Origin of the sequence: Amycolatopsis acididurans, from assembly GCF_012328925.1 — a bacterium.
GTDB classification, from domain to species: domain Bacteria; phylum Actinomycetota; class Actinomycetes; order Mycobacteriales; family Pseudonocardiaceae; genus Amycolatopsis_E; species Amycolatopsis_E acididurans.
Map to the genome: position 1 here is coordinate 17,049 of NZ_JAAXLS010000016.1, position 25,996 is coordinate 43,044.

The 25,996-nt window shown below is 65.7% G+C and carries 29 protein-coding genes; 8 read left to right on the forward strand and 21 right to left on the reverse strand.

Translation table 11 applies throughout. The annotated features are described in order from the left end of the window. Nucleotides 1–244: 244 nt before the first annotated feature. The 15 genes from HFP15_RS22145 to HFP15_RS22215 form a co-directional block, all read right to left on the reverse strand. Complete coding sequence (locus HFP15_RS22145) at nt 245–940, reverse strand: class I SAM-dependent methyltransferase (RefSeq protein WP_168518636.1); 696 nt, start codon at nt 938–940, stop codon at nt 245–247. After that, nucleotides 924–2,015, reverse strand: coding sequence for a Gfo/Idh/MocA family protein (locus tag HFP15_RS22150; protein WP_168518637.1), 1,092 nt, complete (start codon nt 2,013–2,015; stop codon nt 924–926). Before HFP15_RS22150 ends, HFP15_RS22145 begins: the two co-directional genes overlap by 17 nt. Next, nucleotides 2,012–3,187: a DegT/DnrJ/EryC1/StrS family aminotransferase gene (locus tag HFP15_RS22155; RefSeq protein WP_168518638.1), complete on the reverse strand. Its 1,176-nt coding sequence runs from the start codon at nt 3,185–3,187 to the stop codon at nt 2,012–2,014. Before HFP15_RS22155 ends, HFP15_RS22150 begins: the two co-directional genes overlap by 4 nt. A 32-nt stretch (nt 3,188–3,219) precedes the next feature. After that, the gene (locus HFP15_RS22160; RefSeq protein ID WP_312871686.1) at nt 3,220–3,855 is read right to left on the reverse strand and encodes a PIG-L deacetylase family protein; all 636 of its coding nucleotides are present in this window, start codon (nt 3,853–3,855) and stop codon (nt 3,220–3,222) included. After that, entirely contained in the window at nt 3,852–4,703 is an 852-nt protein-coding gene (locus HFP15_RS22165; RefSeq protein WP_210717697.1) for a 5'-3' exonuclease, read from the reverse strand. The genes HFP15_RS22160 and HFP15_RS22165 overlap by 4 nt, the downstream gene beginning before the upstream one ends. Next, a complete protein-coding gene (locus HFP15_RS22170; protein ID WP_312871687.1) occupies nt 4,703–5,827 on the reverse strand; it encodes a glycosyltransferase family 4 protein in 1,125 nt (374 codons plus the stop codon). The genes HFP15_RS22165 and HFP15_RS22170 overlap by 1 nt, the downstream gene beginning before the upstream one ends. Further along, nucleotides 5,820–6,404: a phosphoribosyltransferase gene (locus HFP15_RS22175; RefSeq protein WP_168518639.1), complete on the reverse strand. Its 585-nt coding sequence runs from the start codon at nt 6,402–6,404 to the stop codon at nt 5,820–5,822. Before HFP15_RS22175 ends, HFP15_RS22170 begins: the two co-directional genes overlap by 8 nt. Then, nucleotides 6,401–7,381, reverse strand: a complete 981-nt coding sequence (locus tag HFP15_RS22180) for a radical SAM protein (RefSeq protein ID WP_168518640.1) — start codon at nt 7,379–7,381, stop codon at nt 6,401–6,403. The genes HFP15_RS22175 and HFP15_RS22180 overlap by 4 nt, the downstream gene beginning before the upstream one ends. Further along, a complete protein-coding gene (locus HFP15_RS22185; RefSeq protein ID WP_168518641.1) occupies nt 7,378–8,394 on the reverse strand; it encodes a glycosyltransferase family 2 protein in 1,017 nt (338 codons plus the stop codon). Before HFP15_RS22185 ends, HFP15_RS22180 begins: the two co-directional genes overlap by 4 nt. Further along, a complete protein-coding gene (locus tag HFP15_RS22190) occupies nt 8,391–8,846 on the reverse strand; it encodes a DUF6884 domain-containing protein (protein WP_246271938.1) in 456 nt (151 codons plus the stop codon). The genes HFP15_RS22185 and HFP15_RS22190 overlap by 4 nt, the downstream gene beginning before the upstream one ends. After that, entirely contained in the window at nt 8,843–9,433 is a 591-nt protein-coding gene (locus tag HFP15_RS22195; RefSeq protein WP_312871704.1) for a formylglycine-generating enzyme family protein, read from the reverse strand. Before HFP15_RS22195 ends, HFP15_RS22190 begins: the two co-directional genes overlap by 4 nt. Then, nucleotides 9,396–9,731 (reverse strand): RNA-dependent RNA polymerase family protein, encoded by a 336-nt coding sequence (locus HFP15_RS44180; RefSeq protein WP_376768887.1) that lies wholly within the window; start codon nt 9,729–9,731, stop codon nt 9,396–9,398. Before HFP15_RS44180 ends, HFP15_RS22195 begins: the two co-directional genes overlap by 38 nt. 645 nt (nt 9,732–10,376) lie before the next feature. Further along, on the reverse strand, nt 10,377–11,144 hold the full coding sequence (gene queC / locus HFP15_RS22205; RefSeq protein ID WP_168518643.1) for a 7-cyano-7-deazaguanine synthase QueC: 768 nt from the start codon (nt 11,142–11,144) through the stop codon (nt 10,377–10,379). 862 nt (nt 11,145–12,006) lie between these two features. Then, on the reverse strand, nt 12,007–12,591 hold the full coding sequence (locus tag HFP15_RS22210; RefSeq protein ID WP_168518644.1) for a hypothetical protein: 585 nt from the start codon (nt 12,589–12,591) through the stop codon (nt 12,007–12,009). A 179-nt stretch (nt 12,592–12,770) separates the two neighbouring features. Beyond that, nucleotides 12,771–12,923: a hypothetical protein gene (locus HFP15_RS22215; protein WP_168518645.1), complete on the reverse strand. Its 153-nt coding sequence runs from the start codon at nt 12,921–12,923 to the stop codon at nt 12,771–12,773. On the opposite strand from HFP15_RS22215, the gene HFP15_RS22220 reads away from it, so the two are divergent. The 4 genes from HFP15_RS22220 to HFP15_RS22235 all read left to right on the forward strand — a co-directional run bounded on the left by HFP15_RS22220 (nt 12,903) and on the right by HFP15_RS22235 (nt 16,396). Next, on the forward strand, nt 12,903–13,619 hold the full coding sequence (locus tag HFP15_RS22220) for a hypothetical protein (protein WP_168518646.1): 717 nt from the start codon (nt 12,903–12,905) through the stop codon (nt 13,617–13,619). The two genes, HFP15_RS22215 and HFP15_RS22220, sit on opposite strands and share 21 nt — an antisense overlap. A 257-nt stretch (nt 13,620–13,876) precedes the next feature. After that, on the forward strand, nt 13,877–15,052 hold the full coding sequence (locus HFP15_RS22225) for a helix-turn-helix domain-containing protein (RefSeq protein ID WP_168518647.1): 1,176 nt from the start codon (nt 13,877–13,879) through the stop codon (nt 15,050–15,052). A gap of 14 nt (nt 15,053–15,066) precedes the next feature. Continuing rightward, a complete protein-coding gene (locus HFP15_RS22230) occupies nt 15,067–15,798 on the forward strand; it encodes a 5-formyltetrahydrofolate cyclo-ligase (RefSeq protein ID WP_312871688.1) in 732 nt (243 codons plus the stop codon). A 28-nt stretch (nt 15,799–15,826) separates the two neighbouring features. Continuing rightward, nucleotides 15,827–16,396, forward strand: a complete 570-nt coding sequence (locus tag HFP15_RS22235; RefSeq protein WP_210717712.1) for a kinase — start codon at nt 15,827–15,829, stop codon at nt 16,394–16,396. Between the two features lie 217 nt (nt 16,397–16,613). Here HFP15_RS22235 and HFP15_RS22240 read toward each other — a convergent pair whose 3' ends face one another. The 4 genes from HFP15_RS22240 to istA all read right to left on the reverse strand — a co-directional run bounded on the left by HFP15_RS22240 (nt 16,614) and on the right by istA (nt 20,190). Then, nucleotides 16,614–16,880 carry an arginase family protein gene (locus tag HFP15_RS22240; protein ID WP_168518648.1) on the reverse strand — a complete coding sequence of 89 codons (267 nt, stop codon included), beginning with the start codon at nt 16,878–16,880 and terminating at the stop codon, nt 16,614–16,616. 559 nt (nt 16,881–17,439) lie between these two features. Beyond that, nucleotides 17,440–17,922 (reverse strand): hypothetical protein, encoded by a 483-nt coding sequence (locus tag HFP15_RS22245; RefSeq protein ID WP_168518649.1) that lies wholly within the window; start codon nt 17,920–17,922, stop codon nt 17,440–17,442. A gap of 184 nt (nt 17,923–18,106) precedes the next feature. Then, complete coding sequence (istB, locus tag HFP15_RS22250; RefSeq protein WP_168518650.1) at nt 18,107–18,937, reverse strand: IS21-like element helper ATPase IstB; 831 nt, start codon at nt 18,935–18,937, stop codon at nt 18,107–18,109. After that, nucleotides 18,934–20,190: an IS21 family transposase gene (gene istA, locus HFP15_RS22255; protein WP_168518651.1), complete on the reverse strand. Its 1,257-nt coding sequence runs from the start codon at nt 20,188–20,190 to the stop codon at nt 18,934–18,936. The genes istB and istA overlap by 4 nt, the downstream gene beginning before the upstream one ends. A 758-nt stretch (nt 20,191–20,948) precedes the next feature. Here istA and HFP15_RS22260 point away from each other — a divergent pair. From HFP15_RS22260 to HFP15_RS22275, 4 genes are all read left to right on the forward strand, one after another. Then, nucleotides 20,949–21,821, forward strand: a complete 873-nt coding sequence (locus HFP15_RS22260; protein ID WP_168518740.1) for a helix-turn-helix domain-containing protein — start codon at nt 20,949–20,951, stop codon at nt 21,819–21,821. Further along, nucleotides 21,818–22,210, forward strand: coding sequence for a DUF397 domain-containing protein (locus HFP15_RS22265; RefSeq protein WP_168518652.1), 393 nt, complete (start codon nt 21,818–21,820; stop codon nt 22,208–22,210). Before HFP15_RS22260 ends, HFP15_RS22265 begins: the two co-directional genes overlap by 4 nt. A gap of 117 nt (nt 22,211–22,327) precedes the next feature. Continuing rightward, nucleotides 22,328–23,185, forward strand: a complete 858-nt coding sequence (locus HFP15_RS22270) for an alpha/beta hydrolase (protein WP_246271939.1) — start codon at nt 22,328–22,330, stop codon at nt 23,183–23,185. Then, nucleotides 23,182–23,832 (forward strand): acyltransferase, encoded by a 651-nt coding sequence (locus tag HFP15_RS22275; RefSeq protein ID WP_168518653.1) that lies wholly within the window; start codon nt 23,182–23,184, stop codon nt 23,830–23,832. The genes HFP15_RS22270 and HFP15_RS22275 overlap by 4 nt, the downstream gene beginning before the upstream one ends. A gap of 28 nt (nt 23,833–23,860) precedes the next feature. Here the strand turns inward: HFP15_RS22275 and HFP15_RS22280 are convergent, their stop codons facing one another. Continuing rightward, a complete protein-coding gene (locus HFP15_RS22280) occupies nt 23,861–24,607 on the reverse strand; it encodes a glycosyltransferase family 25 protein (protein WP_312871689.1) in 747 nt (248 codons plus the stop codon). Then, nucleotides 24,604–25,824: a hypothetical protein gene (locus HFP15_RS22285; protein WP_168518654.1), complete on the reverse strand. Its 1,221-nt coding sequence runs from the start codon at nt 25,822–25,824 to the stop codon at nt 24,604–24,606. The genes HFP15_RS22280 and HFP15_RS22285 overlap by 4 nt, the downstream gene beginning before the upstream one ends. Nucleotides 25,825–25,996: the final 172 nt, after the last annotated feature.

Here is a 25,996-nt window from a genome sequence, read left to right on the forward strand (position 1 = left end):
TCAGCGCGGGCCGGCGCGTTGGCATCGGGGCTTACCAGTGGTTCCCGGCTGCGGCGATCAGCTCATCGAGCCTGGCCAAGCAGTTCCGGCTCTGGGCGTGTCCTGCCGCAGGTGGGGCAGGCGGTAGTTCCAACCGAACGATGTGATCTCGACCCGGCGGCGTGCGGTGGGGACCTCGCCTGCAGTGGGCTCGGCTGACGCAGCGAACAGCGGTGATCTTCCTGTCCGTCTGGGAGTCCTGTTGTTAACGGCGTAGGTGCGAGCGCCACAACGTGAGGACATTGGGCACTTGCGTCCCCAAACGGATCAGGTCGCCGTGCTTGCTGAGGTCGGCCAGGACGCGCTCGTGGTCCAAGACCGGGTGGAGGTCAGCAGGGCCGTAGCGATGGTCCGGGTCGTGGGGGGCCAGGTTGAGGCAGACGTAGTCGGCTGCGGTGAACAGCAGCTCGATCAGGCCCGGCGGGTCGTCAGCGTGCCCGAGAACGTCGATGGCGTAGGCGAGCTGATGCCGCTGGCCAGGGAGGTGGTCAAGAGGGCGGATGAGGTGGGCTGCGTCGAGATCGCGGTTCAGCCGCCAGCGTGCGTAGTCCAAGCACGGGTTGTCGAGGTCGTAGCCGTGCACGTCAAGATCGGCCTGCAGCAGGGCTTGGGTGTCCAGCGCGATCCCGCACCCGACGTCCGCGACGTCGGTGATGTCGTGTTCGTGCGCGAATTCCAGGAGGAAGACGAAGAACGGGTCCTTGACGCCCATGTAGTGGAAGTGCGTCAAGTCGTAGAGGTACCCCACGCTCTGCTCATAGAAAGCGGCCCCAAGGCGAGCCCATTCGGCATCGAGAAACGCGCGCAATGTGGTGAAGTCCGTTAGTTCGGGGCGAAATCTGGTGCCGAGGTAGGTGGCCAGCCGGTTCCACGCCGTGGAGATGTCAGCGTAGGCCCGCACACCGCTCCTCTCGCAGCAGGCGTAGCTCGGCGGGATGTCCGCTGGTGCGCGCAAATTCGATGGCTTCGATGACCTCGACGACGTGGTGGGCTCGGTGGCCGCTTGGGCATTCCGAGGCGTCGTTCCGGATGGAGTCGACGAGGTCCAGCACGCCGAGCCCGCGGCCGGCGGAAGCGACGGCGTCATCTTGCGGGAGTTCCTGCCAGGTCTGCTCACCGCGGCGGCGGTAGCGCACGGAGCCGTCGTGGAAGTTGGGGTCGGGCAACACGAGCGAGCCGTCGGTGCCGTAGATCTCCAGGTGCGGTCGCGCGGTCGCGGCGATGTCGAAGCTCGTGGTCACAGTGATGAGTGCTTGGCTGCGGGATCGTAGGAACGCGACCACGTGGGTCGGGGTGTCGGTTCGGAAGATGTCGCCAGCGTGGGGGCCGGTACGGATGGTGCGTTCGCTCCGGGTCGAGGTTGCACTGGCTTCGACGTACTCGATTGGGCCGAGTAGGTAGGTCAGCATGGCCAGGTAGTACGGCCCCATGTCCCCCAGCGGGCCGGCACCGGAGGCGTAGAACGGTTGCGGTGTCGGATGCCAGCTTTCGGGTCCCGGTGCCAACAGCGCCGCATCGGCAGCAACGGGCGTGCCGACGGCGCCGGTTGCGAGTGCATGGTGAGCGGCGCGCGCTGATGGCGCGAGCACGGTGTCGGGTGCGGCCCCCACGAGCAGCCCTTTGTCGGATGCGGCGCGAAGAAGCCGCTCGGACTCGGCGGCAGTGAGCCCGAGCGGCTTTTCGACATAGACGTGCGCTCCGGCGTCGAGCGCGTCGTGGGCCAGGTCGACGTGGGTGGCAGGCGGGGTGAGGATCACGGCAACATCGATGTTGGTGGTGGCGAGGATGTCGCCGGGAGCGCCGACTTCGGGGATGCCGTGACGCTCAGCGAAACTCTTTGCCGCGCTGAGATCGATATCCGCGCAGGCGACGACGGTGAGATCTGCCGCGTGCTGAAGCGTGGTGAGGTATTCCTGGGCGACCTGGCCGCATCCGATGATCGCGCATCGCAAGGGTGGTTGGTGACGGCTGGTCATGCGGTCTCGCTTTCGTCTTCGTCCAGACGGAGGGCGGAGGTGATCAGGTCCAGGAACGCCGGATGTCGGGGTTCATCGAGCACGGGGACTTGGATGTCGAGGTAGCAGGCCAGGTCGACGGCGCCGCCGGTGGCTGCTGTCGGCGTGCTGGGCCAGTTTTCGGCCAGGTGCGGGTCTCCAGGGCCTGGCCACCAGTGGCGGACGCCAGACCGGAACAACTGGTCGGCGACGCGGCTGGCGTGCCGGGACGTGGGCAGCCAGACGCCCACGAGCGATCCGTTGGATGCGTCGGCGCCGAGATTCGGCGACGCCCCGAGCAGGGTGGGAAGAACGCTGCGGGCTGCCGGCACATTCTGGAGCCGGTTGACCAGCTCTTCTTGTAGTGGACGGAGCATCTGCCGCAGGTCATCGAGGTGGCTGAGCTGGGGCAGAGCACTCGCTGCGGTGATCTCGCTCATTCGGTCGTTGCCTCGGCCGTGGGCATTTTCGGGAAGCGCGAGGCGGGTGTTCCCGCCGACAGCCCTCATCGCGTGGAGCAGCTGGCTGTCGTCGGCGGCGATAACGCCGCCTTCCCCGGTGGCGACGAGCTTGTGGGTTTCCGTCGAGAACACTGCGGCTAATCCGTGGCGCCCTACCGGCTGCTTGTCCAGTGTTGCACCCCAGGCTTGCGCGCAGTCCTCGATGAGCGTGACGCCGCGCTGGGCGAGTTCATCGGCGATGCGGTGGGTGTCCGGGGCCGGGCGGCCCCGCATGTGCGCCAGGATCACCGCGGTAGTGCCCTCGTCGAGCAGGGGCTCGATCTGTTCCCAGTGCGGCGTGAGGTCGCCGGTCGCGGGAGCGATGACCGGCGTTCGCCCGCTGCGGATGACGGCCGTGGGTACCGAGATCCAGCAGACCTCGGGGATGACGACACGTTCCGCGACTTCGCGTTGGGGAAGGCAGCGCAGGAGGAGTTCGAGCGCGGCGCTGGCAGAGGAGGTGGCGATCGCGCCCTGGCGGCTGAGGTGACCGGCGACCTGCTGCTCGAATTCGCGGACGTGGTCTCCGGCAATGGCTCCGAGTGCTCCGGATGAGACGACCTTCGTGATGCGTTCAAGCTGGTCGACTGCGGTCAGGGTGCTGTATTGATAGACGGTTTCGTCGAGAACGTGCGTCTGCGCAACGGTGTCCATGGTGATATCCCCAGAGGTTGCTGTGTGGTGAATCAGAGCGTGGTGGCTGCTGGGACGCGGCCGAGAACGGGCAGCGGGGCGAAGTTCTCGCCGTAGCGGGCGCCGATACGGCTGCCCCACAGCCGGCCCAGGGTTTCGGCCATGGGGCCAAAGTGCTCGGCGATGGGCTGGGAGGCGTGCGCGGCGAGCGCCTGCATCTTGATGTCCCAGGTGTCGGTGACGTCGATGATGCTGTGCGCGGCGACCGGACCGTGACCGGTGAGCCCGTTGTATGTATCGCCGGTATAGACCCGGCGCGGGAAGCCGGTCGCGATCACGATCTCGGGCAGCGCTGCGGTTAGCGTGGAAGCCACGTGCCGGTGATCGGGGTGGACGTCGTCGAGCGGGTGCGTGATAACGACCTCGGGACGAGTCGCGTCGAGCAGGTCGTGCAGCGCGTTCGCGTTGACGGTCGGGTACGGCTGATAACGGGCGCCCAGCACGTTGGCGGCTGCGGCGGCTTCCGAGTTGCGGATAGCGTCGGCATGTTCGGGTACCGCGACGGTGACGGCAGCGCCGGCCTGCGCGAGGCGGGCGAGCGTTCCGCCGGCCCACAGCTCGGCGTCGTCGGGGTGGGCCATGACCGTCAGCACGGACGCAGGGCTGGTTGCGGCATTGGGCTCTGTCACCACAGCTCCAGCTTCTCGATCACCTCGGCGGGCTTGGGCAACTCAGCACTGGGATCGCCGGTGGGGGTTATCGGCAGCGGCAGGTTGGTGCGCATGCGCACGAGGTCGCGCCAGGCCAAGACCTGCTGCCACTGTTGCTGGACGAGCAGGCCCTTGGCGCCGGTGAGTCGTCCGGAGGCGGGCAGGTCGTCGAGGATGAGCCCTCCGGCGAGCAGCCGTGCGGCGGTCGCCGCGCCGATGCCGCGCACGCCGGGGATGTTGTCGGCCGGATCGCCCTTGAGCGCGCAGAAGCACGGCCATTGCGTTGGTCGTACGTCATAGCGAGCCGCGACCTCGGCGGGTCCTATGTGCCTCTTCCCGGGGTGCATCGCTGTGTTAAGCACGCGCACTTGCTCATCGAGCAGCTGGTAGTAGTCACGGTCTGTGGAGAAGATCCACGTAGGCCGGCTGTGCCGGCGCGCGAGGCTGATGAGGGTGGCGATCACGTCGTCGGCTTCGGCGGTCTCGATCTCGATCCAGTCCAGGCCGTAGAGGTCGAGCCCGCGCTGGACCACTGGGATCGCTTCCAGCGCTTTGCGCGCACCGTCGTCGAGCGCCCGGTTGGCTTTGTAGTCGGCGTCGGCGTCTTGGCGTTCGGCAGAGCCGTTCTCGCCGTCGAAGACGACGATCACCTCGGGGGCCGAGGGAAGCTCGTCGCGGATCGCGACCCGCAGCAGGGCAAAGAAGCCGAAGGGGGCGGTGAGGTCGCGGGTCTTGTCTCGGGAGCGAATCTCGGCAGGAAACCCGAAGGCCGCTCTCCAGAGCAGGTTGTGGCCGTCGACCAGCAACAATGGGGCTTGAGCAGGCATCACCGCACCGCCTTCACGAACAACTCGGCGACTGTGGTGGGCCGGAAGTCCCGCGATCGGTAGTACGCAGCCCTGGACAGGTGTCGGTAGCGTAGCGGATCACCCAGCACCTCCTCGGAAGCCTTCCAGAGGGCGTGTTCCCCGCGTGCTCTGGGGATGACCACGCCGCCGGCCTCGGGGCCAGCGCCGACGAGGGACGGCAGATGGTCGACGTCGAAGCAGACCACGGGCGTGCCCACGGACATCGCCTCCAGCGCGACGAGGCCGAAGGACTCCCGCAGGGAGGGCACGATCACCACGGCTGCCTCAGCAAGCCAGGCGGGCACGCGTGCCCAGCTGATCCCGCCTGAGCGCAGGTGCACCCAAGGGCTGTGCGCTGCGGCGCAGGCACAGCGGGACCACTCGCTGCCTTGGGCTCCGGGTGCGGTCTCGAACCCGGCGTCCGCGACTACGACTTCGGCCGGGCGTTTGAGCAACCGCGCCTCATTGACCAGGCCCGGGATGTTTTTCTCTGGCCCGAGACGACCCAGTACGCGGATCGGTGCTCGCCTGCGCAGTGACTCCCGAGCTGCTTCGTCCGGGTATGGATGGTCGTGCAGCACGCCATTGGGGACGACGGACCAGCCGTCGGTGTCGTAGCCCCGGTCCTGTGCCTGGCCGAGCACTGTGCTCGACGGGGCGACGACGTGCTCAACGCTGGCCAAGGCTACGGCCAGGTCTTCGTCGTGCCCGATGACGTGGGTGGCGAGAACCGACCGCGCCCGATGCTGGACGGCCACGCTGCCCAGCCCCCACAGGGCGTCGACGTACACGGCGATGTCGACGGCGTGCGCGTCGAACGCGGCTGTGATCTCGCGGTGCAGCCGCTCGCCCGCCTCGTGGATGGCCCGGCGCAGCGCGTCGTCGTCGCATGGGAACGAAATGGCAAGGGTGCGCAGCCGGATGACATCGGGGTCGGGTTGTGGTTGCTCGGCTGCGGTGAGGATGACCGCGCGGTGCCCGAGTTGGCGCAGGCCCTTCGCCAGGGCCGCGGTGGCGCGTTCCATGCCGGCCGGCGCGTTGGGTGTGTAGGAGGCGAGCAGGAAGGCCACGGTCAGCCGACGTTGTTCGGGTGCTTCAGTCACGAGTGATCACCTGGTTCGGGGGCGGAAGCGGGGTCGTCGCTTGACCTGCGGGAACGTCTTCCCACGGGAAGACAACCCAGTCAGCGACGTCCCAGCAGTAGAGGTCGGGTGGCGTGGGTGCCCCGCGGTTGCGGCATAGGGCGCAGGTGACGAATCGGGCTGGAGGTGTGGACCAGGACTGGAGGGCATCGAGGACCGTAGTGAAGGTGGCGCCGGTGCCACAGATGTCGTCGACCACAAGAACGGTTCCCGCGAGCCGGTCGGGCTGCCAGGAACTGAGATCGCAGGTCACGGTGCCGGTTGCCGGGCTGTACGGCGCGTCGGTGGCGTTGTGGCTGGCTCGGACGATGTGAGCTTGCAAGCCCAGCCGCCCGGCGATGTGGTGGGCAGGAGTGGTGCCCCCGTGTGCGATACCGATCACGGTGCTGACCTCGTCCTGGTGCGTGCTGATCGTGAGGTCGCGGGCTGCGGCGGCCAGCAGGTCGCATGCCTGCAGCATCACGGAGCTTTGCAGCTGCCACAGGCGATGGTGCTCGAAGACGCGGCCTGGCGCGGACGAGGCGATGTTGATGCTCATGCCGAACCATCCCTTCCGGTCAGCGCCAGGTCGGAGGGACTACTCAAGGAATGCAGGGTGGTGATGCCTTCGGCCACAGAGTCGTTGCGCCACACGCGCCCGTCGGCCCTGACGACCGTGAAGCCCCCTGCGTCGTCCCGGGTACGCAGCCTGACAGTGACGGCATCGGGAATGTCGAGGCCAGCCACTGTGGCGCGGGCCTGCTCATCGGTGAGCTGTTCGGCTCCGGCTAGCGCGGCGCCCTCCCCAATGGGCAGCATTTGCAGGAAGGTCACACCGTGGACGCCGAGGTCTGCGGCGAGGTCGACCATGCGTTGCGCGATCCCGCGGGTGGAGGTCATCAAGACGGTTTGTAGTTGCGTGGGGATGGCGTGGGCGACGGCGGAGCGGGTGCCAGCGACGGCGCGGCGGAAACTCCCTGATCCGCGCCAATGGTCATGGGATTCCGCGTCGGGACCATCGAGGCTGACCCGCACGGCATCGACCTGCCCGGCCAGTGCTTCGGCGCGCCGTTGCAAGTGCCAGCCGTTGGTGGTCACGCTGACGACGCACCCGTAGCTGGTCAGCGTGGCCGCGAGTTCGCCGAGATCGCGCAGCAGCAAGGGCTCGCCCCCGGAAATGTCGACGGCCAGGACGCCGGACTCGCCGAGCAGGGCGGCGATCCGCCCGCGATCTTTTCGCGCGAGTTCTGGAACGGTCTTGTCGTCCAGGCAGTGCGGGCAAGCGAGGTTGCAGCGCACCAGTGGGGACCAGCACACGCTGACCGGAACGTGGCGGTCGAGATCGCTTGGATGGATCGTGGGCCAGGTCGCGACGTTGCTGGCGGACAGCCTGGCGCGCCCCATGGCAATCAGTTCATTGGTACGGTGCGTCAGCCCAGTCAGGGGATCATGGACGTACCGGGTTTCACTGCATGCACCGGTAGCGAAGACTCGGGATAGCGCAGCGGCGGTCGTGCTGTAGTGCAGGGATGTCATCTCAAGACCTCGCAGGAGTGCAACAGAGTGTTCATCGAGGCGGAAAACGCGGTGAGGCGCATAGACGGAGCCGGTGCGTTGAGTAGGGCTCGGTAGTGCGCAAGCGTGCCCACCCAGCCGCGTAGCTTGTGCTGCCATTGCTCGGCGGCGTCGGGCGGATCGAGGTGGAATCCGACTGCTTGGCGCAGTGGGATCACCAGAAGCCCGGCGGCGATGAGGCAGGCGCCGAGGTAGGTGTCCTCCATGCCCCAGCCGATCCGGCCGAATTCGGCGTCAAACCCGCCGATGTCCACGACGGCGGCACGTGGGGCGGCTAGCAGCGCAGTGACGACCATGCGGGGCAGGTCCCAGTCGTAATAGGTGCGGCCGTAACCGAGGTCGCGGAAGTCGCGGGTGTGCTCCAGCGGTCGCCCGTCGACGGGTTCGTGCAGGGTGATGCCGCTGTAGAGCAAGCGGGTATGTGCGGGTGGCCGCCACGTGACCCGGTGGTCGGCAGCGAGTTCGGGTCCGGTGGCAGGCCAAGCCGCGCGATGAGGAAGGTTATGCCGAAACCCAGTCAGCACAGCGTGGTCGGTGGCTCGGGCCGCTAGGTCCGCCACGGTGTGCGGCGGGAGTGCCATGTCGGCGTCGACGTAAAGCACAGTCTCGCCTTGGGCCACGAACGTGCCGAGGTTGCGGGCGGTGGCTGCGCCGTGCCGCGCGGGAAGGCGGATACCCGTCGTGACAACCGGATGGGTGGCGATGATCTTCGCAGTGGTGTCGGTAGAGGCATCGTCGACGACGATCACCTCGAACTGCCGGCCGTAAGTCTGGGCATCGAGTGCGTCGAGGACGTCCGGCAGGCAGTAGGCGACGTTATGTGCGGGCAGGATCACCGACAAGCGGCGTCCGCCGAGATACCCGTGCGGAACGGTTTGGTGCCAAGGGATTCCGGTTTTCAGCTCGAACTCTCGTGTGTGGCCTGCGTGGTCGTTTCCCTGGTTTGCCAAGGAATTCTTGAGCGAGGTATTCACGTCCACCCCCAGGTGTCGAGGACTCGCGCGGCGCGATGCCAATCCCGTGGAGCGGAGATCCAGCACAGGCGGATGGAGTCGAGCCGTCGCACCACTGGTTCCAGGGCCAGCAGGTATAGGGGCTCGACGACGGCCAGCACGTGCGTCACAGCAGCCAACTCACCAGCTAGATTCGGAGCAATGCGTTGGCGCAAGATGTAGGCGTCGGCAATATCAGTCAGGCGGCGGTCGTAGGGCATGATCGGTGAGTCGGCGTTGAGCAAGCCGTGGAGTGCTGACACGATCCGAATCCGCTGGCGCAATCGAACGTTGGCTCCGAGACGATCCCGAAGCCCTGGTATGCACCCGCCCTCGTAGAGGTCCAAGGCGGGCATCGGCGTCGAGGTCGACTTCTTCCGGCGTGAGCAGCCAGCGAGGATCAAGCCGTGCTCAGCGGGAACAGATGTCGTCATGGCTCACGCACCACCCGGAAGCCGATGCCGGGTGACCGAAGTTCAGCGGGTGCCGAGTTGAGGAACGTGCACCGCGCGTACAACGGAGGAGACGCGTAGGAACCGCCGCGGATCACGAAACCGTCTCCCATGGTGGGGCTGGCGGTCCACTCCCAGACATTCCCTGCCACGTCGAGCATCCCGTGCGGCGTGGCTCCCTCCGGATGTGCCGCGACGTCGGTCGTGTTCTCGTAGCCGGAGTTCCGGAGGTTCGCCAATTCGGGACTCCAGGGCGTGCTTCCCCATGGCCATACTCGTCGTTCAGCTCCGGAGGCCATCCACTCCCACTCCACCGAACGGGGCAGCCTTCCTCCGAGTCGGCGAGCCATATGGCCGGCGGTGGGATGGTCAACACAGGTGGTCGGATGGTGTACGCGAGAGCCACCGTCTAGGTGTGCCTGCGTGATCGGCGTCCGACTCCACAACAGCGTGGGCACGGCGATCGGCCGTGCCTCGTCACCGAACAGGCATGTGCCACCCGGGATCTCGATCCAGTCGATGTTCATCGCGTTACCCATCGATGAGGAAGAGGTCTTCGGCATTGGCATTGCGTCGTAGCCGGCTCTTGTCCGCGTTGGGCTCCAGCCGCACAGCGGCCATGGCGTCACTGATGCACCAGAACGCTTCCTCTGCGCCCGCCAACGTCTCGGCGAAAGCGCAGTAGTTGTCAGCGAAACGCACTACACGAAGACCAGGCAGCTTCTTGTCTACTTGCGACAGACGGAGGTTGATCAGCAGTGGTGCCAGCCCTGAGCCTGGAACCACGGGACTGGGCAATCCTGCGAGAACAGTCCGGAGTAGACGAAGGAAAGAGCCGTCATGGACGTACTCGGCGAACCAGTCCACGGCCTCGTCGACACCGACACCTTCGGAAACCCTTGCTGCGTCGATATCGGCGACACATCGGTACCCGCCGGCCAATTGACCCGCCGCCTGGCGAAGCGCGGTGTTGCGGTTTCGGCGGGGCCGGTAGCCGGAGACCCAGTCAGCGAACGCCCCGCGCCTCCAAGATCGGCTCCACTGCGTTCCGCACTGCCCGGTGTACGAGGCGATCGAGCACCGTGGGGATCGCGGTCGGCATGGACTTCCCGGAATAGGTGGGAATTGTTACCTCTCGAAGCGGGCCGGGGCGCCACCTGCCCGCAGCGATTTGGGCGGCGAGATCTGGGAGCCCTGCTGCGGCCCACTGACGAAGATCGCGCCACGTCATCCCATCGGCCCCAGGGCTCGAAGACCGCCGCCCGCACTGACGCAATGCCCGGCGGAGATGTTTCTCGCTCAACAGCGGCATCAACGAGTGCGACCGCGGACCAGCAGGATCACCTGCTGGTGCCGCCTGCTCCCCATGCGCTACGCTCGGCCTCGCCTGAGTGGCAGGAACGATCCCACCACCCCGCGAGAATGATGCGCAGCCCAGCACACGCGCATCGGGACGGGAAAGACGGCCCCACTCAGGTCTTTCCGAACGGTTTGGCTCTGCTTCGGTCATCATCATTTGCACCCCACGGCATAGGTCGTAGGGTCGGTCACGCCTGCGTCATGGAACGCCTCTCGGCGCTCAGTGCATGTGCCGCACATGCCGCAGTGCTCCGCGCCGCCGCGGTAGCACGACCAGGTCTGCTCGAACGGAACACCGAGCGCGGCACCAAGCCGAACGATGTCGGTCTTGGAGCTGGCCAGAAACGGCACCACCAGCTGGAAGTCGTTGGCAAGAAACCCTTCGTTCGCCAAGCGCGCAGTTCGGGCGAAGCTCGTTGTAAAGCTCTCCCGGCAGTCCGGATAGATCGGGTGATCACCAGCGTGAGCGCCGAAAGCGACCGCGTCAGCTTGCGTGACGACCGCCAGAGCCACCCCGATATCGAGCATGATCGTGTTGCGGTTGGGAACCACGGTGGCCCGCATCGTCGTGTCGGTGTAATGACCATCCGGAACCTCTACATCGGAGTCGGTCAATGCTGATCCCTGGAGCACGCGCCCAAGCGCGGAGAGATCGACAACCTCGTGCCGTGTTCCCAAGGCATGTGCAGTCGCCGCCGCGAAGCGCAGTTCGACTCGATGACGCTGGCCGTAGTCGAAAGACAACAGGGTCAGCTGGGTTCCGCGAGCGTGGAGCCAATAGCAAAGCACGGTCGAATCAAGGCCGCCGGAGGCGATCACGACCGCATGGCGAGGATGGCGGTGAATTCCAGGTTTGCCCGGAGCTGCCACGCTCTCGATTTGTTGTGAGTGCGAGGAAGAAGTGTCAATTCTGGCGCTCATTCTCCGGATTCCTTGCTCGGTGGTGCGCGGTGGAGGTGAAGGCTGTCGGGGCGCGCTTCACCTCCACCGCGGACTGTGGGTGCGCTGCAGCTACGAGGAGGACAGCGGGCGCGGCGGCGCGGTGGTTCAGGAGACCTACGACGCCAAGTGGTCCTGCCGGGTGCGCGCTGCCGGTTCGGACGGCACTACGGCTGACCGGAGCGCCCGACGGAGGCGGCCGACATCAAGCGGGCGCACGTAGACGGGGCCGTGCTCGGGAAACTCGACCCACACATTCCCGTTTGGGAGCGCGCGGACAGCGATGTACGCGCGTCGTCCACGTCCATCCTGGCATGGGACGAGGTCGTGCACGGCTGCGTTCTCGCTACGCGCGAGCGACCGGCAGCGGGTAGACAGCAGGCGTCTCATCAGCACCGGCTCCTCCCGATCGCTCTATGCGCGGAGGGCGGCGAGCTTCCGCCGCTCGGGCGGTGCGGGACGGCGCGCGGTGCGAGCCGACGGTCTACGCAACGGGATCGTGGTGCGTTTTCGCCCACGAATCGCTGAGGGAGCGTCACGATGTCTCCTCGTAAGCAGCGAGCCCCTTATTCACAGGTCGGAGCACCGCGTGATCACCGTGCGGTCACCATCCGTTTCGGTGGGGCGCTCAGTTGGCAGTCAACCGGCGAGGTGCACGATGAACCAGAGCAGAATCGCTGCACAGATGCTGCATGGTTGCTGCACGCGAAGTCGTGACCTGTGAAGATGCTGTCGAGATCAAACAGATTCGGTCGACCGCGAGGGGCGATCACGTGCCAGGTAAGCGCCATCGGCTCGCGCGTCAGTGTTATGCCATGGGCATGACCCAGGAACAGCTTGCCGTTCAGCGCTGGTGTGGGTTGAGCGCGCGGAGTTTGGCGGCGAAGTCTGGGTCTGGTCGCACAGGCTCGCGTTCGCCGGTCGCGAGGTCGAGGTAACCCCAGTCGCCCCTGGCGCCCTGCCCACAGACCATGAGGCTCACCGTACGGCCGGGATCATGGATCGCGGTCACCTCGTGGTAGACGGCCTTCGGAACATCGTTGACACAGCCGGCGGTGTGCTCGACGCCGCGTTCGCGGTGGATCGTGCCGTTCTCCGGGCTGTAGCGGTCCTCGTTGTAGCCACCGAGCAGGACGTGCGCGGTGAAGTGCCACGGGTGCGAGTGAGGTTGGGAGACTTCGCCACCGCGCAGGTCGGGCAGGTTCCAGATGTTCAACTTCAGGGTGCTGTCGCGCGTGTTCCGCAGGACCAGCTCCGCCTTGTAGGCGTCGCCGCAGTCGTTGGGCACCAGAGTCCAGTCGGGCGCGTGGGTGAACCGCTCCCACGTCAGCGGCGCAAGATCGGGAACGTCCGTCGCGAACCCTTCGGCTGCAGCCTCGAACATCGCCTCATCGAGAGTGAGGTCGGGAGCGATCGTTGTCGTCTTCATGCGTTCCAGACTGGCGCGGATCTCGCTACCAACCAACGGTTTCATGGTTTCCGTCCAAACAGGAAGGAGAAAACTGCCGGTGACCTGCGGCTCGTCGGCTCGATTTCATGCCCGTTCTGGTGACGCAACCCCTCGGCGGACGCCTCACGATCCGCCGGGTTCTCCAGGGGGCCTCAGTTTCAGGCGTCGATCTTGGCTGCGCGCTGCAGCTGGGCGAGCAGTTCACCCAACTCGCGGTGGGTGGCGATACTGGCTCCGGTGCGGGTCAGCGTGTCCGAGCTGCGCTGATCCTTCCGCGCTACAGTGCGCTGGTGAGCCTTTTTCGCCGTCATCGCGAGTCGTCGAGCGTCGCCCTGGCCGACGTGCTGCGCCTGGTCGCCGACGCGGAGCGCCCGCTGTCCGGGCCGGCTGCGGTCGCGCTTGCCGAACAGGTCCAGGAAGCAATCGGCGAAGCCAGCGGCGCGCGACGGGTGGACGACACGGTGCTCACGCTGATGATCCCCGTTGGTCAAGCCTGCGAGACGCTGAAGCTCGGCGGGTGGCGGCACGAGAGCGCGGAGCAGGCCCGCCCACAGGAATGCCGGCGCGCCGTGGAGCGGTTCGAGGGCGAGCTGGCCGCAGTCCGCGTCGCGCTGCTGGCCCACGATCCCGCAGCCGACGATGATTCCCATCCGGCCGTGACCGCCCTGTACGTCGAGCTGGCCAGCCGCCGACGCGCGCTCCAACCGGACGCCGACGACCCGATCGCGGCCACCCGCGCGCTGGTCGCCCGCTGCCGCCAGTCGCCCGTCGAGACCGAACCGGCCGGGTTCGGCGCGCTGGTCACGCGCGTGACCGAGGCCGGGGACCGGCTGACGGCGGCGTGGCCGACCACGCCGGTCCGGCCGAGCTTGGACATGTACCTGACCTTCGCCGACGCCGTACAGGCATTCGAGTGCGTCGTCGAGCAGGTGCGCGGCGAGCTAGTCGCGCTCCACCCACGGCTGCATGCCTGGCCCGCGCGGCTCGCCGCGCCCGCCGACCGCTAACCAAAGGTGACCTGTCCCTGGCCCACCTCGCCGAGGAATACAGCGTCGGCCGCTCCACCATCCACATCTCAGCGCACCGGAACCGGTTGACCAGGAATAACGGCCCTGGTCGGCGGCTCATGACAGCGCCCCTACCGGACCACCCATGGACCTGTACCGCCTTCTAGGCTCCGGATGGCCATGTCGTCGAGCAGTCCTTGAACTGCGAAAATTCGGCCAGGATCATGGAGCCACACTGGTCGATTGGGGGCGCGTGCATGTCCGGCAAGCGGGTGCGCCTCGCGCGGCAGCGCCGTGCGATGGGGATGACCCAAGAACAGCTCGCCGCCGCGATCGGCGAAAGAACCGACCGGTCGACGATCTATCGGTGGGAGTCCGGAGAGATCACCCCTCCGCCGCGCAAGCAACCCCGGCTTGCCCGCGCACTCGGCGTCTCACCTACCGAGTTGATCGACCTCCTCACGCCGGAAGCCGGGCCGGACGAGCCACGGAGGAAGGGTCGCGTCGGACACGCCCTTCGTTCCCCGAGCAGCACGGACTCGGCGACCGTGGAGGGCTTGTGGGAGGAAGTCCGCGGCCTGGACAAGCGGTATGACCGGTTGCCGTCGACATCCCTGCTGGCTGATACCGGCCAGGCCCTCGGCCAGATCGGATTCTTGGCCCGCAACGGCGGGGATGGAGCCCTGCAGCGCGACCTCTTCGCGGCCGAGGCTACTGCGGCGACGCTGATGGGGCAGCTTGTGTGGGACGCCTCCCAGCGGCGGGACCACCGGACAGCGCGGCAGTACTTCGATCAAGCGACGGCTGCGGCCCGCGAGATCGGCAGCCCGGCTTCTGAGGGGCATGCGCTGCTGCGTACGAGCTATCTTGCGCTCTACGGTGAGCGCGATCCCATCGAGGGGCTGCGACTGACGGAGCAGACTGCCGAGGTCACGCGCTCGGCCAGCAACGTCCTGACTGGGCTGGCGCAGCTGCACTCGGCCGAGGCCCACGCCATGCTCGGCGACGCGCGGTGGTGCGAGTCAGCTCTGGCCGCCGCGGAGTGCAGTTTCAGTAACGTCCGGGCCACCGACGATGCCGCGCATCTGTACTCCGAGACCCAGTTCGACCGACTGGCCGGCTCCTGCTACCTGTTCTTGGGGGACTACCGCCGCGCCCAACGCATCCTCGACACAGCTGCCCAAGCCATGACTGCGCAGAGCAAATCCCGCGCGATCGTGCTCGGCAACCTCAGCCTCGCCTACGTGCACCAGCGTGACCTCGATGCGGCTGCAACGAGTCTGCACGACGCCATCGATGTCCTGGAGGCCACCCGGGGCGGTGGCGGCTTGAACATCGTCTCCGATGCCGTACGTAAGCTCCGCCGTTGGCGTGGCGAGCCTGTCGTCCAGGACATCTACGATCGGGTGCTCTCCCTGATGACCACGGTGTGACGAGGAGCCGCACAGTGACCACGACCGATGTGGACGCGCGCAAGGACACCATCCGTCGGCAGGTGTGGAACCTGCTAGACCAGCAGGGTGTTGTGGCCGGAGACGGCAGTGCGCACGGGCGCATCCCGAACTTCATCGGAGCTGAGGCCGCCGCCGATCAACTCGCCGCACTGCCAACGTGGGAGGCCGCCAGCGTGATCAAGGCCGTGCCGGACAAAGCGCAGCTCCCAGCCCGCGCCCGTGCCTTGCGTGAGGGCAAGGTGGTCTACATGGCCGCGCCCAAACTCGCGCCACCGCAGCCGTTCTATCTGCTCGACCCCGCAAAGCTGTCCGTCCCCGCCGAGGACGCGGCCTCCAGTCGCACTGCGCCGTCGGTAGCACGCAACGTCGGCTTGGAGGAGCTGCGACCGGTCGACTTGATCGTATGCGGCAGCGTCGCCGTCAATCGCCATGGCGTGCGCCTCGGCAAGGGCGCCGGTTATTCGGACATCGAAGTCGCGCTGCTCGCACAGGCCGGCCTGATCGGTCCCGCCACAACCATCGTCACAACCGTGCACCCTCTCCAGGTGATCGACGAAGACATACCCGAAACGAGCCACGACTTCAGCGTTGACTTGATCGTCACGACCGACGAGGTCATCACCTGCGCACCGCAGCGCCGTCCCAGCGGACTCGACTGGGAGGAGCTGAGTGCCGACCAGATAGCGGCAATGCCGGTCCTCCAGGCCCTGCAGAGCAACCGTTGAGGATTCCGTGACCGACGAACATGAGTCGATGTCGCCGGTGAGCCCAGTGGGTACCGAGGGCACTCGCCTGCTCGTACTCCGTGGCCCCTCGGGCTCGGGAAAGTCCTCGACTGCGCGTAGGCTACGCGCTCACCTTGGCCGCAGTGTGGCGCTGATCGAACAGGATTACCTGCGCCGCATTGTGTTGAAGGAAAAGGATGTTCCCGATGGTCACAACATCGCGTTGATAGACCAGACGGTGCGGTTTGCGTTGGACCGTGGATGGAACGTGATCCTTGAGGGCATTATGCATGCCGAGCGCTACACGGACATGCTTGACGGGTTGCGTCAAGATCATGCTGGGGACACCGCGTTCTATTACTTCGATGTGGCATGGGATGAGACGCTGCGCCGCCACCCAACACGGCCCCAGGCCGCTGATTTCGGCGTCGACGAGATGCGCGGATGGTATCGAGCGGCGGACCAGCTCGGTTTCGCTGAAGAGCGGATCATTCCCCAGGCGGCAACGCTGGATGGGACCGTTCGCCGCATTCTGAGCGAGGTATTCGGTGAAACTACAGACAACCCAGAATCAGCTAGCGTCCGCAGCGCCCGCTGATTCAGCGTCTCAGGTTAGCGCTCGCTCAGCTGACGCCATCCGCGGCAGCTCGTCTGACCGAACTGATCGCGTGCCAGCCGGGTTACCGCCGAGGGCAATGGAGATTGCCGCCAACAAAGCAACCACGACCAACAACCCGAGAATGAAGCGCAACGGTGCTCCCATGCTGCAGTAGCTTGCCGAAGCTGGCCTTCTGAGGTGTCGCACGGGAATCTCCTTACATATTCCACTTCTTGCGCATCCGCTGGAGCAGATGCTCCAGCTCGGTCGGTGTCATGGGTGGTTGCCAACTTCCCGCTCCTCGTCGCGGTGCTTGGCCCGGCTCCGGTTGCTGAACGGCCACCTGAGCGGCGCGTGCCTTTTCGGCTTCGATGTCGAGGGCGTCCATGTCGACCGTCGGCCAGATCGGCTCTGTAGCAAGGACTGCGGGCAGTTCCTCGGTAGGCGTGTCCAACAGTGTCCGCTCGAAGGCAAAGAACCGCACGGTTGGTGCCTCCATCGCTTCTGCGCTGTGTCGTCCACTGTGGTCAGATAGGAATGCGCCTACGATCGGATTTCCCGCGCTATCACGAAGATCATGTCGTCCCACAGTGGCTGGGCATTGATCGTGCCCGGTATTTCTCAGGCGCTCGTGCTAATGAACGTGTCTGCGGATAGTCGGCGTGGGGTGTCTTCCGCTTGGTTTTCCGCAAGCAGTTCCTTGCAGTCCTCGCACACCGGCTGAGTCGGTCCGGTCTCATTGGCAGCAGGCGGGACAAGATAGTCGTTGGCGCACAGCGAAAGCATGACGATCCGGTGCTGGCCCAGCGGCGGCATGGAAAGGTACGGCATCGTGACTGGCCTGTTGGAAATCGTTCGTGGGTAGTGCCTCCTTCGGCCCCCGAGCACACTCGGACATGTCGTCGTCGGGGCAACTTCGTCAAAAGGGGTGATCATGAGACGGGGACCTTCTTCGTAAGATTGATTTGGGAGCCGGATGTGGTGCCGTTTTTTGTGCCTGACAAAGCGATTCCGGTCATCCGGAACGTGTGTTGAGCCCTTGCTTAATGCCACTGGGCGAGCACCTTGCGGGCGATGGCGACGACGGCTGACCAGGGCGGCAAAACGTGCCCCTGCTCGGGACGATTTGTCCAATGCTGGGAATCTGCGGGGTGGGGCACCACGACATACCCGCCGCGCGGAACGGCGCGTACCTTCGCGTCCCGCAGGTCCGGGGGCAGCTCAAGGCTGGTGCGTCGGCACGGCTCGGTGAGGAAGGTCCACCATCGGTCGTCGACATCGGTGCTCACCGGACCGCTCATTAGGCTCGTGGCCAGTTCGGCGGCGACGGGCTCGGCCAACCGCGCGGGAACAATGAGTGCGTCGAGTACATCGCCGGTATGCACCACGAGACGGTGCCCGGCACTGTCGAGGCTGGCTGGCCAACCCAGGTGGCGGTAGAACTCGGCGGCGGCGGAAAGATCAAGCGGCGCACGTGAACCTGTCGGGGTCGAGCTGTGGCCATCTCGGTGGAACGTTGTTGCCATGGCGATGCTCCGATCCTTCGCTCGGGGACTGCTGTCGGGACTGGCGTGTGTTTTGCGCGGGGTTTGGCCACACAGCACCGTTTGGTGCGAATAGGGGCTGGGTGTGAGGCGGACCTGTGTTGATGCCGAGTTGGGGTGGACCCTTTTGTGCCGAGCCGGGGTGGACCCCTGTTTGGCGGGCAGTTTAGTCGTTGTCCTGGTTGTGGCGTTCGCCTTGGTGGAGCAGGTCACGGCGTCCGTGGGTGCGGTAGGAGTTTCCGGATAGGGTGAGGACTTCGGCGTGGTGGACGAGGCGGTCGATCATGGCTGCTGCGACGACGTCGTCGCCGAAGGTTTCTCCCCAACGCCCGAAGGGCAGGTTCGAGGTGACCATGATGGAGCCTTGTTCGTAGCGGGAAGCGACGAGTTGGAAGAACAGGTTCGCGGCGTCGGTGTCGAAGGGGATGTAGCCGATCTCGTCGACGATGATCAGTTTGTAGCGGCGGATTTTCTTCAGCTCGGTTTCGAGTGCTCCGGCGTGGTGCGCGGTGGCCAGGCGAGTGATCCAGTTGTTCGCCGTGTCGAACAAGACGCTGTAGCCGGCGTGCGCGGCTTTGACACCGAGCCCGATCGCGAGGTGGGTTTTTCCGATCCCGGGTGGGCCGAGCAGGATCACGTTCTCGGTTTTCGCGACGAAGGTGCTGGTCGCCAGGTGTGCGAGCAGGTCTTTGCGCAGCGAGGGTAGATGGTCGAGGTTGAAGTCCTCGAGGGTTTTGACCTGGGGGAAGTGCGCGGTCCGGATTCGCATGGTGGTGCCCGCGGACTCCCGGTCAGCGACCTGGCGTTCGAGCACTGCGGCCAAGTATTCCTCGTGGGCCCAGTTCTCGTCTCGGGCGCGGTTGGCGAGGTCTTCCCAGACGCGCCCGATCGTGGGTGTTTTTAGTGCCCGGGCCAGATACGCGAGCTTGGAGGAGATCTGCTCGCTGGTCTTGTGAGATGCTGCTGGCTTCGTGGTCGTGGTTTTCGTGGACGTCATTGTGCCTCCCTGGTGTGTTCGGTTTCGGTTGTGTGGAACTCGACGCCGAACCGGGCGTCGTAGTCGGTGAGCGCGCGCATCTGGACCGGGTGCCCATCGGCGTGGGTGCGGGTGCCGGCGGTCTTGTGCTGCTGGTAGTGCGCCCGCAGTTTCGCCGCGGTCTCGACATGTTTCGGGCTGGTCACTGTTGCGTGGGTCTGCCAGGACCGCGGGTGGCTGCCCGCGGGCTGCCCGTCGCAGCCGATCACGACCTCGACAAGCGATGCGTGGATATCAACGAAGCGGCCGATAAACCGGGGATCGGCGGAGTAGTCGTTCCCGTCGACGCGGACGTAGTAGTCACGACCCAGCCGCACCCGCGACGACAACCCCGTGGCCGGTGGTGTCCTCGGCAGCGCGAGCATCGCCTGCTGATCGGTCTCGGCCCGATCGATCGGGCGCGCACCGATAGCACGAACGTGGCGCCGGTTGGCCCGAGCCAGCCACTCGATGAGCTGGGTGGTGAAATCGGCCGGGCTGGTGAAACTGCGGCCCGGCAGGAACGAGGTCTCCAGATACCGGTTCGCGCGTTCGACGATGCCCTTGGTCTCCGGGTCCTTCGGTGGGGCCAGCCGGATCCGGGTTGCCAGTGTCCCGGCGAACGCGGCCGCGACCACGGTGGGCTTGCCCGTCCCGCCGATCGCGGCCTCACGATCCCAGAGCAGCGTTTTCGGGCACCCACCGAAACGGGTCAACAGTTCCCACATGCCCGCGGTGAGATCACCGCCCTGGCGGGAGGGCAGCATGAGCGCTTCGATCCGGCGGGAGAACCCCGACACCATTACCAGCACAGGAAGCACCCGCTCCTGACCATCCCCAACCCGGACTCGGGTCCCGGGGAACCACAGATCGCACTGGATCACCTCCCCGGGGCAATAGGAGAGCCGGTCTGCGGGATCCACACCCCGATACTCCGGACGCAGCTTCGCGACCCTGTCCCGCAACACCGACGACGAGTGCTCCCACCCGACACGCTCGGCGATCACCGTCGCTGGCATCGACGGGAACTGCGCCAGAAGCTCCCGGATCCTCGGCTCAAACGCATCCACCATCGACCCGCGCGGACCTCTGGTCCGCTCCGGCGGCCCCGAAGCCCGCAACGCCCGCCGCACCGTGTTCCGACCAACACCCAGATCACGCACGATCTGCTTGATCGGCACCCCCTCAGCCCGATGCAACCGCCGAATCTCCGCCCACACATCCACTGAAATCACCCTCCCAGCCTCGACCAGGGGGTCCAACCCAGTTCGGCACTAGGGGGTCCGTTCTAACTCGGCATCAACAGACCTGGCCTGCGGGGAGTGGGAGGCTGCGAAGGCATGAGCTGCGCGCGAGCCAGCGCCGCGTCGCGCAGAGCCGAACGGAGTTGTCCGACTTCCGCTGGGGTGAAAGTGAGCCGGCCGGCCCGGGAGGCGGTGATCGTGACACCGTCCGGGGCCACCCCGACCAGTGCGCGTGCCTTGTGACCTCGTTCGTCGCGGCAGCGCACGATCCATTCGTCTGAGCCTCGCCAGCCCAAGCGCTCCAGCAGACTCAGGACGGTGTTCGCCCACGTGTGCTTGCTCACGGCAGGTCACGCACCTTCGGGCCACGGTGGAACCCAGTGGGCAGGCGGCGGTCGGGGTCAACGCCTGCCCACCGGGAGTTCGTGGGTGCCGTGGTCGCGGCGTCGCCGCGTCGCGCTCGGGCGATCCGGCGCCGCTCGCTGGCCCAGCTCGACCGCGGTAGGCCCGCAATCGGCAGCCCGGTCGCTGTGACCAGCACAAACACACCAAGCACCACTGAGATCACCTTTACGATCCGTCGGCTACTCTTCGGACTACTCGACTTGGTCCAAATAACCTCGTGAGTACTATCAAGCTAAGATGAGAGTACTCATGACGGAATACGCCGATCGTGTGTACTTGCTGGTGTCAGGCTGTGATACTGAGATCAGCGCACTGGTTACTCAGCACAGGTGGGAGCGCCACTGATGGGACATGCGCCGGTTTCGAGCACGGTGCAAGCACTCGAACTGGGCCTGCGGCTTCGCGAGCGCCGGGAGCAGTTGGGCTTGACCTTGACCGCGGTCGGTAAGGAGACAGGAATCGGTGGCAACAACCTGTCCTCGATCGAGATCTCCAAGCGTCGGCTTACTGCGACCAAGCTGACCGAGCTGGCGAAGGTCTACGGGCTGTCCGACGACCAGCTTGCCGAGTTGGAGATGCTGCGTAGCCAGACCGAGCGCCGTGAATGGTGGGATGACTACGCTCGGTTGTATTCGGAGGAGTTCCTGCGCTTCATTGGACTGGAAGCCGGCGCGGCGACCGTGCGCGAGTACGCAGCCGAGACCATCCCTGGCCTGTTGCAAACCGCCGACTACGCACGGGCCATGATCCGAGGTGGTTCGCCCTACATCAAGCCCGTCGATGTGGGACCGAGGGTTGAGTCCCGGCTTGCCCGGCAGGCGCGGCTCGATGACCCCGACCCGATCGACCTCACCGTGGTCATCGGGCAAACGGCACTGCGGCAGGAGGTCGGCAGCCGCGAGGTCATGGCCCACCAGCTTGCCCGCCTGGCCAAGCTCAGCGAGGAACGCCGCGAGCACATCAAGATCCATGTCATGCCCTACAGCGCTGGCGCCCACCCCGTGATCGGCGGCGGGCTCAAGATCCTCTCTTTCAACTCGCAACTACTGCCGGACATGGTCTGGCAAGAAGCCGTCACCACCGGCTCTCTGATCGACAAGCCTCACGTGGTCCGCGAGCTGAGTGCCAGCCTCGACGAGGCGGCCGACCGTGCGCTGGACCTCGACGACTCGCTTGAGATCATTCACCAGGTCCGTAAGGAGATGGAGACGCAATGAACACCCACACCTGGTCCCTCAGCCCGGCCACCGGCTGGTTCAAAAGCTCGTTCAGCAACCCTTCGCAAGACTGCGTCGAGGTCAAATTAGAAGGTGACGTCGTTCGTCTCCGCGATAGCAAGGACCAGGGCACCGGGCCAGTCATCACCGTCCCCGCTCAGCACTGGCCGGGCTTCATCGCCGAAGCACTCGGCCGCGACGAAGCGGGGAGCAACCGAGCGGTACGCATCCATCCTGCTGCGGATGGCAGCGTGCGACTGTACGCACTCGACTGCGATGTCACGCTGGGCTACACCAGCTCAGAATGGGAGGCGTTTGTCGCTGGCGCCCAGGCCGGTCAGTTCGATCACTCCCGAGCGACGCCTTCGGATGCCCTGACCAGCATCTGATCAAGACTCATCGCAGCTCAGCCGCCGGTCATCGATCGGAAGGCCGGTATGACGCGCGGAGCGCGCAGGGGGAACGAAGGCATGGACAGGGACGTCACCTCGCCCGATGCTCGGCGCATGAGCGAGGCCGAGAAGGTCGGCAAGGTGGGTGCGCATGGCGCGCCGACATCGCGAGGGAGTCGAAGCATGCACCAGGCCGAGTTGGTGTCTCTCGATGGCGTGCCACTGGAGGCCGTCGTCCACTCGCCGCAAGGCCAATCCTCCCGCGGTGTGGTGATCCAGGCGCACGGGATCAACGCGGACATGAGCGAGGGCGGAATGTTCGTGCGGCTGGCTGGTCGTCTGGCCGACAGCGGTTTCGCTGTCTTGCGCTTTTCATTTCGCGGTCATGGCAACTCAGGTGGGACCCAGCGCGGGGCGACGATCGCCGGGGAGATGCTGGACCTGCAGGCGGCCGTTGAGTTCATGACTGCGAGACACGAAGGGCCAGTGACACTGGTGGCGTCGAGCTTCGGCGCCGTGGCTACATCGCTGTCCTTGCCATGGCTTGATGACCGGCTGAGCCAGATCGTGCTGTGGAACCCCGTGCTCGACCTGACACACACGTTTGTCGATCCACAACTCCCGTGGGGCAAGGAGAACTACAGCCCAGAGCAGCAACGCCTATTGCATACCCAGGGTTTTCTCGTAGTGGACGACGAATTCGAGCTGGGCCGGGTGCTGTTCGAGGAGTTCCAGCACTATCGGCCACGGGACTACTTTGTGGCCAGCTCTGTTCCGGGGCTTGTGGTGCATGGTGACCGAGACAGTGCAGTGTCGTACGAGATCGCACGGTCGAGTGCCGCCGCCAGGCGGAACTGCGATTTCTACACGGTCTCTGGGTCTGACCATGGCTTCGATACACGCGCCCGCGAGGACGAGGCCATCGAAGTCTCGATCGATTGGCTGACAAGCAATGCGTTGGGCACGCAGTGAACATCGACTCCCTGTACGCGGCGGTCCAGATCGCTGACAGCAGCATCGTGGGTGAACACTGCACGCTCGGCTTTCCCAAGGAAGCACGGGTACGTGCTGAACAGCAGCAGCCAGGAACCCAGAACGCGGGCGAGCCGACGGTTGTCGGCAAGCGGTGCCTGCTGGCCAACCAGGTGGTGCTCTACGAGGGTGTCCAGGTCGGTCATGACTGCTTGCTCGAAGATCGTGTCCGCGTCGGCTACAACAGCAGGATCGGTGACCGAAGCCGCATTGTCTACGGAGCGTACGTGTGTGACCGGGTCACGATCGGAGCTGACGCGCGGGTCGCCGGGTTCGTCTGCGACGGCACGGTCATTGGGGACCGTTCCACCGTGATGGGCGAGCTGGTGCACGAATACGCCCGACCGCACCAGGGGTGGTGGGACGTCGACGAGGACTCTCCCGTGGTCGAGCCGGACTCCGTCGTCGGCTACGGCTCCCGGGTTGTGGGCGGCGTGACGATCGGGCCACGCAGCTACGTCGCAGCAGGCGCGATCGTGACCAGGAACGTGCCACCCGAGCACGTCGTCACGGGCGTGAACGTCCACACGCCAGCTCATCAGTGGACGGGCCGGCGCCTTCAGGACCTGATTCGACAGTGGTCGTGAGCGAATCTCCTGGACTCTCAGGTGCTCCTCATCGTGATGTGACGAAGGCTGAGTCCTCCGTGTCGCTGCCGGCCTCCTCCTTGGGGCGTTGGCGCACCAGAGGTGGCTCGCAGGCGAACGCTGTGAGCTGACGGGGAAATCTGGCTCGGAGGTCTGGCCGCGGATGATCGATGTATAGAGACGGAAGGAACTCGTCTATCGGGACGATGGCGTGTTCCAGATGCGTGTCGAGCAGGACGTCCAGCGCTGGCCTCGTGAGCAGGTAGCCGTAGGTGCAATGGCTATATCCAGGAACGACGAATCCGGGAAGCGACGCGTGGTGGTCCGGTTCCAATGGATACCTGCCGAGGTAGAGCAGGTCGAAGTGTCGTATGTGTCGGACCAGACGCTCCAGCGCACGAATAAGTTCTTCGAGGAACGCAGGGCCGAGCACGGCGTCGTCTTCCAAGATGAGGATGTAGGGCTCGCTGCAGGTGTTGGCTGCGTGGCGCCAGCAAGCCAGGTGTGCCAGGGTGCAGCCGATCTCGCCGTACTTCAGCGGCCTACTCCACCACGGGTTGTCGGACGCTATCGGCCAAGGGAACAGCTTGTGCCCCGTCCTTTCCAGGTCGGCACGGGATAGTTCACGGCCATCGAATGGGCCATTCCAGTCCGAGGTGAACGTGACTGGTAGATCTGGTGGCAGGGCGCGGGCGATTTCGGCACGGCGATCGGCACGCCGAGGCAGGTTAATGACATAGCTCCGGATGTCGCGGGCGGTGACCAACGTGTTCACCTTGCGGCCTGCATCGCGGTGTAGCGGTTGGTGTTGTCGATGACCGTGGTGAAGGGCTCGTTGTTGCGGCGAGTGAGCAGCAGGAGGGGATTGACCATGGTCAGGTCGGATACGTCGGTGATGCCGCCGACCCGGCGAGCCTCGGTGATGAGCACGAAGTCGTCCTGATCGACATGGTCGGCGACGTAGCGGGCGCTGCGTGCACCGCGTTCTCCTTCGAGGAAGCAGTGCGCCGCACCTAGGACACCCAGAGTCAAGCACCCGCCCAGGAGGAAGACCGTGGTGCCCTGGGCGAGTGTGAGTCGCGTGAACACAGCGAGGTCTTCGAGCAGTTCCTGCCGTTCAGTCCAGCGCGGGCCAAGCGTCAGACCGGAGAGCGTGGGGACCACCAGTGGGTCGTCTTCGCCGAGTGGGTGCGGCTCGAAGTAGAACGGCAGTTGGGGCAGGAACTCCCGGTACTTGGCATTCCATGGCGGCCCGCCAACCACGACAAGGGCGTCGGCTTGCGTGTTGTAGTACTCGGAGGGCGCGAAGTCTCGAATCGTCACCGTCGGAGCGATCTGCGCGAATCTCGTCCGGAGATAGATCAGGCTGTCGAGATCGGCGAACTTGGCATACCGCAGGTAATTGCGGTCTGCCGGCGAGGCGTAGTAGGGGCGCTCGTTGTCGGGGATTTCCGAGCACACGATGTCCACGCGTGATCCATCAGCGAGGCGCCAGAACTCCAGGAACGCTTCCGAACTCTTGGCGGTCGATTCGCGATCGGGGCTGCCGGGTACTGGAGCGGGGCTCGGCCGCTGCCTCGTTGACGCCGGCTGCGCCTGGTCCGCGGCTATCAGGTGGTAGGCAAGCGTGTCCAGGGCGCGGTCGGCATGTCGACGCACGGTCTTCGCGGCGCATTTCAGCAGTCGTGCCAGCGATTCCTGACGTTCAGTCAGCGTGGCGTAGCGATGCTCCGGTACGAGGTTGAGGTCGACCTCCACGTACAGGCGCTCGTCGTCAGCGAGTTGATCGACGGCGCGGCGAAGGATCGAGACGACCAGGGTGACTTCGCTTGGCGAGCTTGGCTCGGTGTCCGTGCCGCGGGTCAGATGTGCGCGAACCGGCTCGGAGAGCGCGTTGAGCACGGAGGTGGGGCGGGCCAGGCCGTGTCCTTGCCGCAGACGTTTGAGGCTGTCTTTGACCTGGTCCGCGGACAGTGAAGGACTGGACACCACCTGTCCAGGATATGTCCAGTGGATCGTCACGTGGCCAGCGACCCGGACGGTGGATGGCCTAGTCGATCACGTCTGCGGGCAGCAGGCTCTTCAGCAGGGCCGACCAAGAGATCTTAGGGACGTTGACGTAGTCAACGGACTGTGATCCCTGCTGGTCGTTGGTGCAGCTGGT

Bases quoted from the DNA above. Each gene is read 5' to 3' on its own strand.
- HFP15_RS22150 (WP_168518637.1), bottom strand. From the start codon at position 2,015: ATGACCAGCCGTCACCAACCACCCTTGCGATGCGCGATCATCGGATGC.
- HFP15_RS22155 (WP_168518638.1), bottom strand. From the start codon at position 3,187: ATGGACACCGTTGCGCAGACGCACGTTCTCGACGAAACCGTCTATCAA.
- HFP15_RS22165 (WP_210717697.1), bottom strand. From the start codon at position 4,703: ATGCCTGCTCAAGCCCCATTGTTGCTGGTCGACGGCCACAACCTGCTC.
- HFP15_RS22175 (WP_168518639.1), bottom strand. From the start codon at position 6,404: ATGAGCATCAACATCGCCTCGTCCGCGCCAGGCCGCGTCTTCGAGCAC.
- HFP15_RS22180 (WP_168518640.1), bottom strand. From the start codon at position 7,381: ATGACATCCCTGCACTACAGCACGACCGCCGCTGCGCTATCCCGAGTC.
- HFP15_RS22190 (WP_246271938.1), bottom strand. From the start codon at position 8,846: ATGACGACATCTGTTCCCGCTGAGCACGGCTTGATCCTCGCTGGCTGC.
- HFP15_RS22195 (WP_312871704.1), bottom strand. From the start codon at position 9,433: ATGCCAATGCCGAAGACCTCTTCCTCATCGATGGGTAACGCGATGAAC.
- queC (WP_168518643.1), bottom strand. From the start codon at position 11,144: ATGAGCGCCAGAATTGACACTTCTTCCTCGCACTCACAACAAATCGAG.
- HFP15_RS22210 (WP_168518644.1), bottom strand. From the start codon at position 12,591: ATGAAGACGACAACGATCGCTCCCGACCTCACTCTCGATGAGGCGATG.
- HFP15_RS22215 (WP_168518645.1), bottom strand. From the start codon at position 12,923: ATGACGGCGAAAAAGGCTCACCAGCGCACTGTAGCGCGGAAGGATCAG.
- HFP15_RS22225 (WP_168518647.1), top strand. From the start codon at position 13,877: ATGTCCGGCAAGCGGGTGCGCCTCGCGCGGCAGCGCCGTGCGATGGGG.
- HFP15_RS22235 (WP_210717712.1), top strand. From the start codon at position 15,827: ATGTCGCCGGTGAGCCCAGTGGGTACCGAGGGCACTCGCCTGCTCGTA.
- HFP15_RS22245 (WP_168518649.1), bottom strand. From the start codon at position 17,922: ATGGCAACAACGTTCCACCGAGATGGCCACAGCTCGACCCCGACAGGT.
- istB (WP_168518650.1), bottom strand. From the start codon at position 18,937: ATGACGTCCACGAAAACCACGACCACGAAGCCAGCAGCATCTCACAAG.
- HFP15_RS22260 (WP_168518740.1), top strand. From the start codon at position 20,949: ATGGGACATGCGCCGGTTTCGAGCACGGTGCAAGCACTCGAACTGGGC.
- HFP15_RS22265 (WP_168518652.1), top strand. From the start codon at position 21,818: ATGAACACCCACACCTGGTCCCTCAGCCCGGCCACCGGCTGGTTCAAA.
- HFP15_RS22270 (WP_246271939.1), top strand. From the start codon at position 22,328: ATGAGCGAGGCCGAGAAGGTCGGCAAGGTGGGTGCGCATGGCGCGCCG.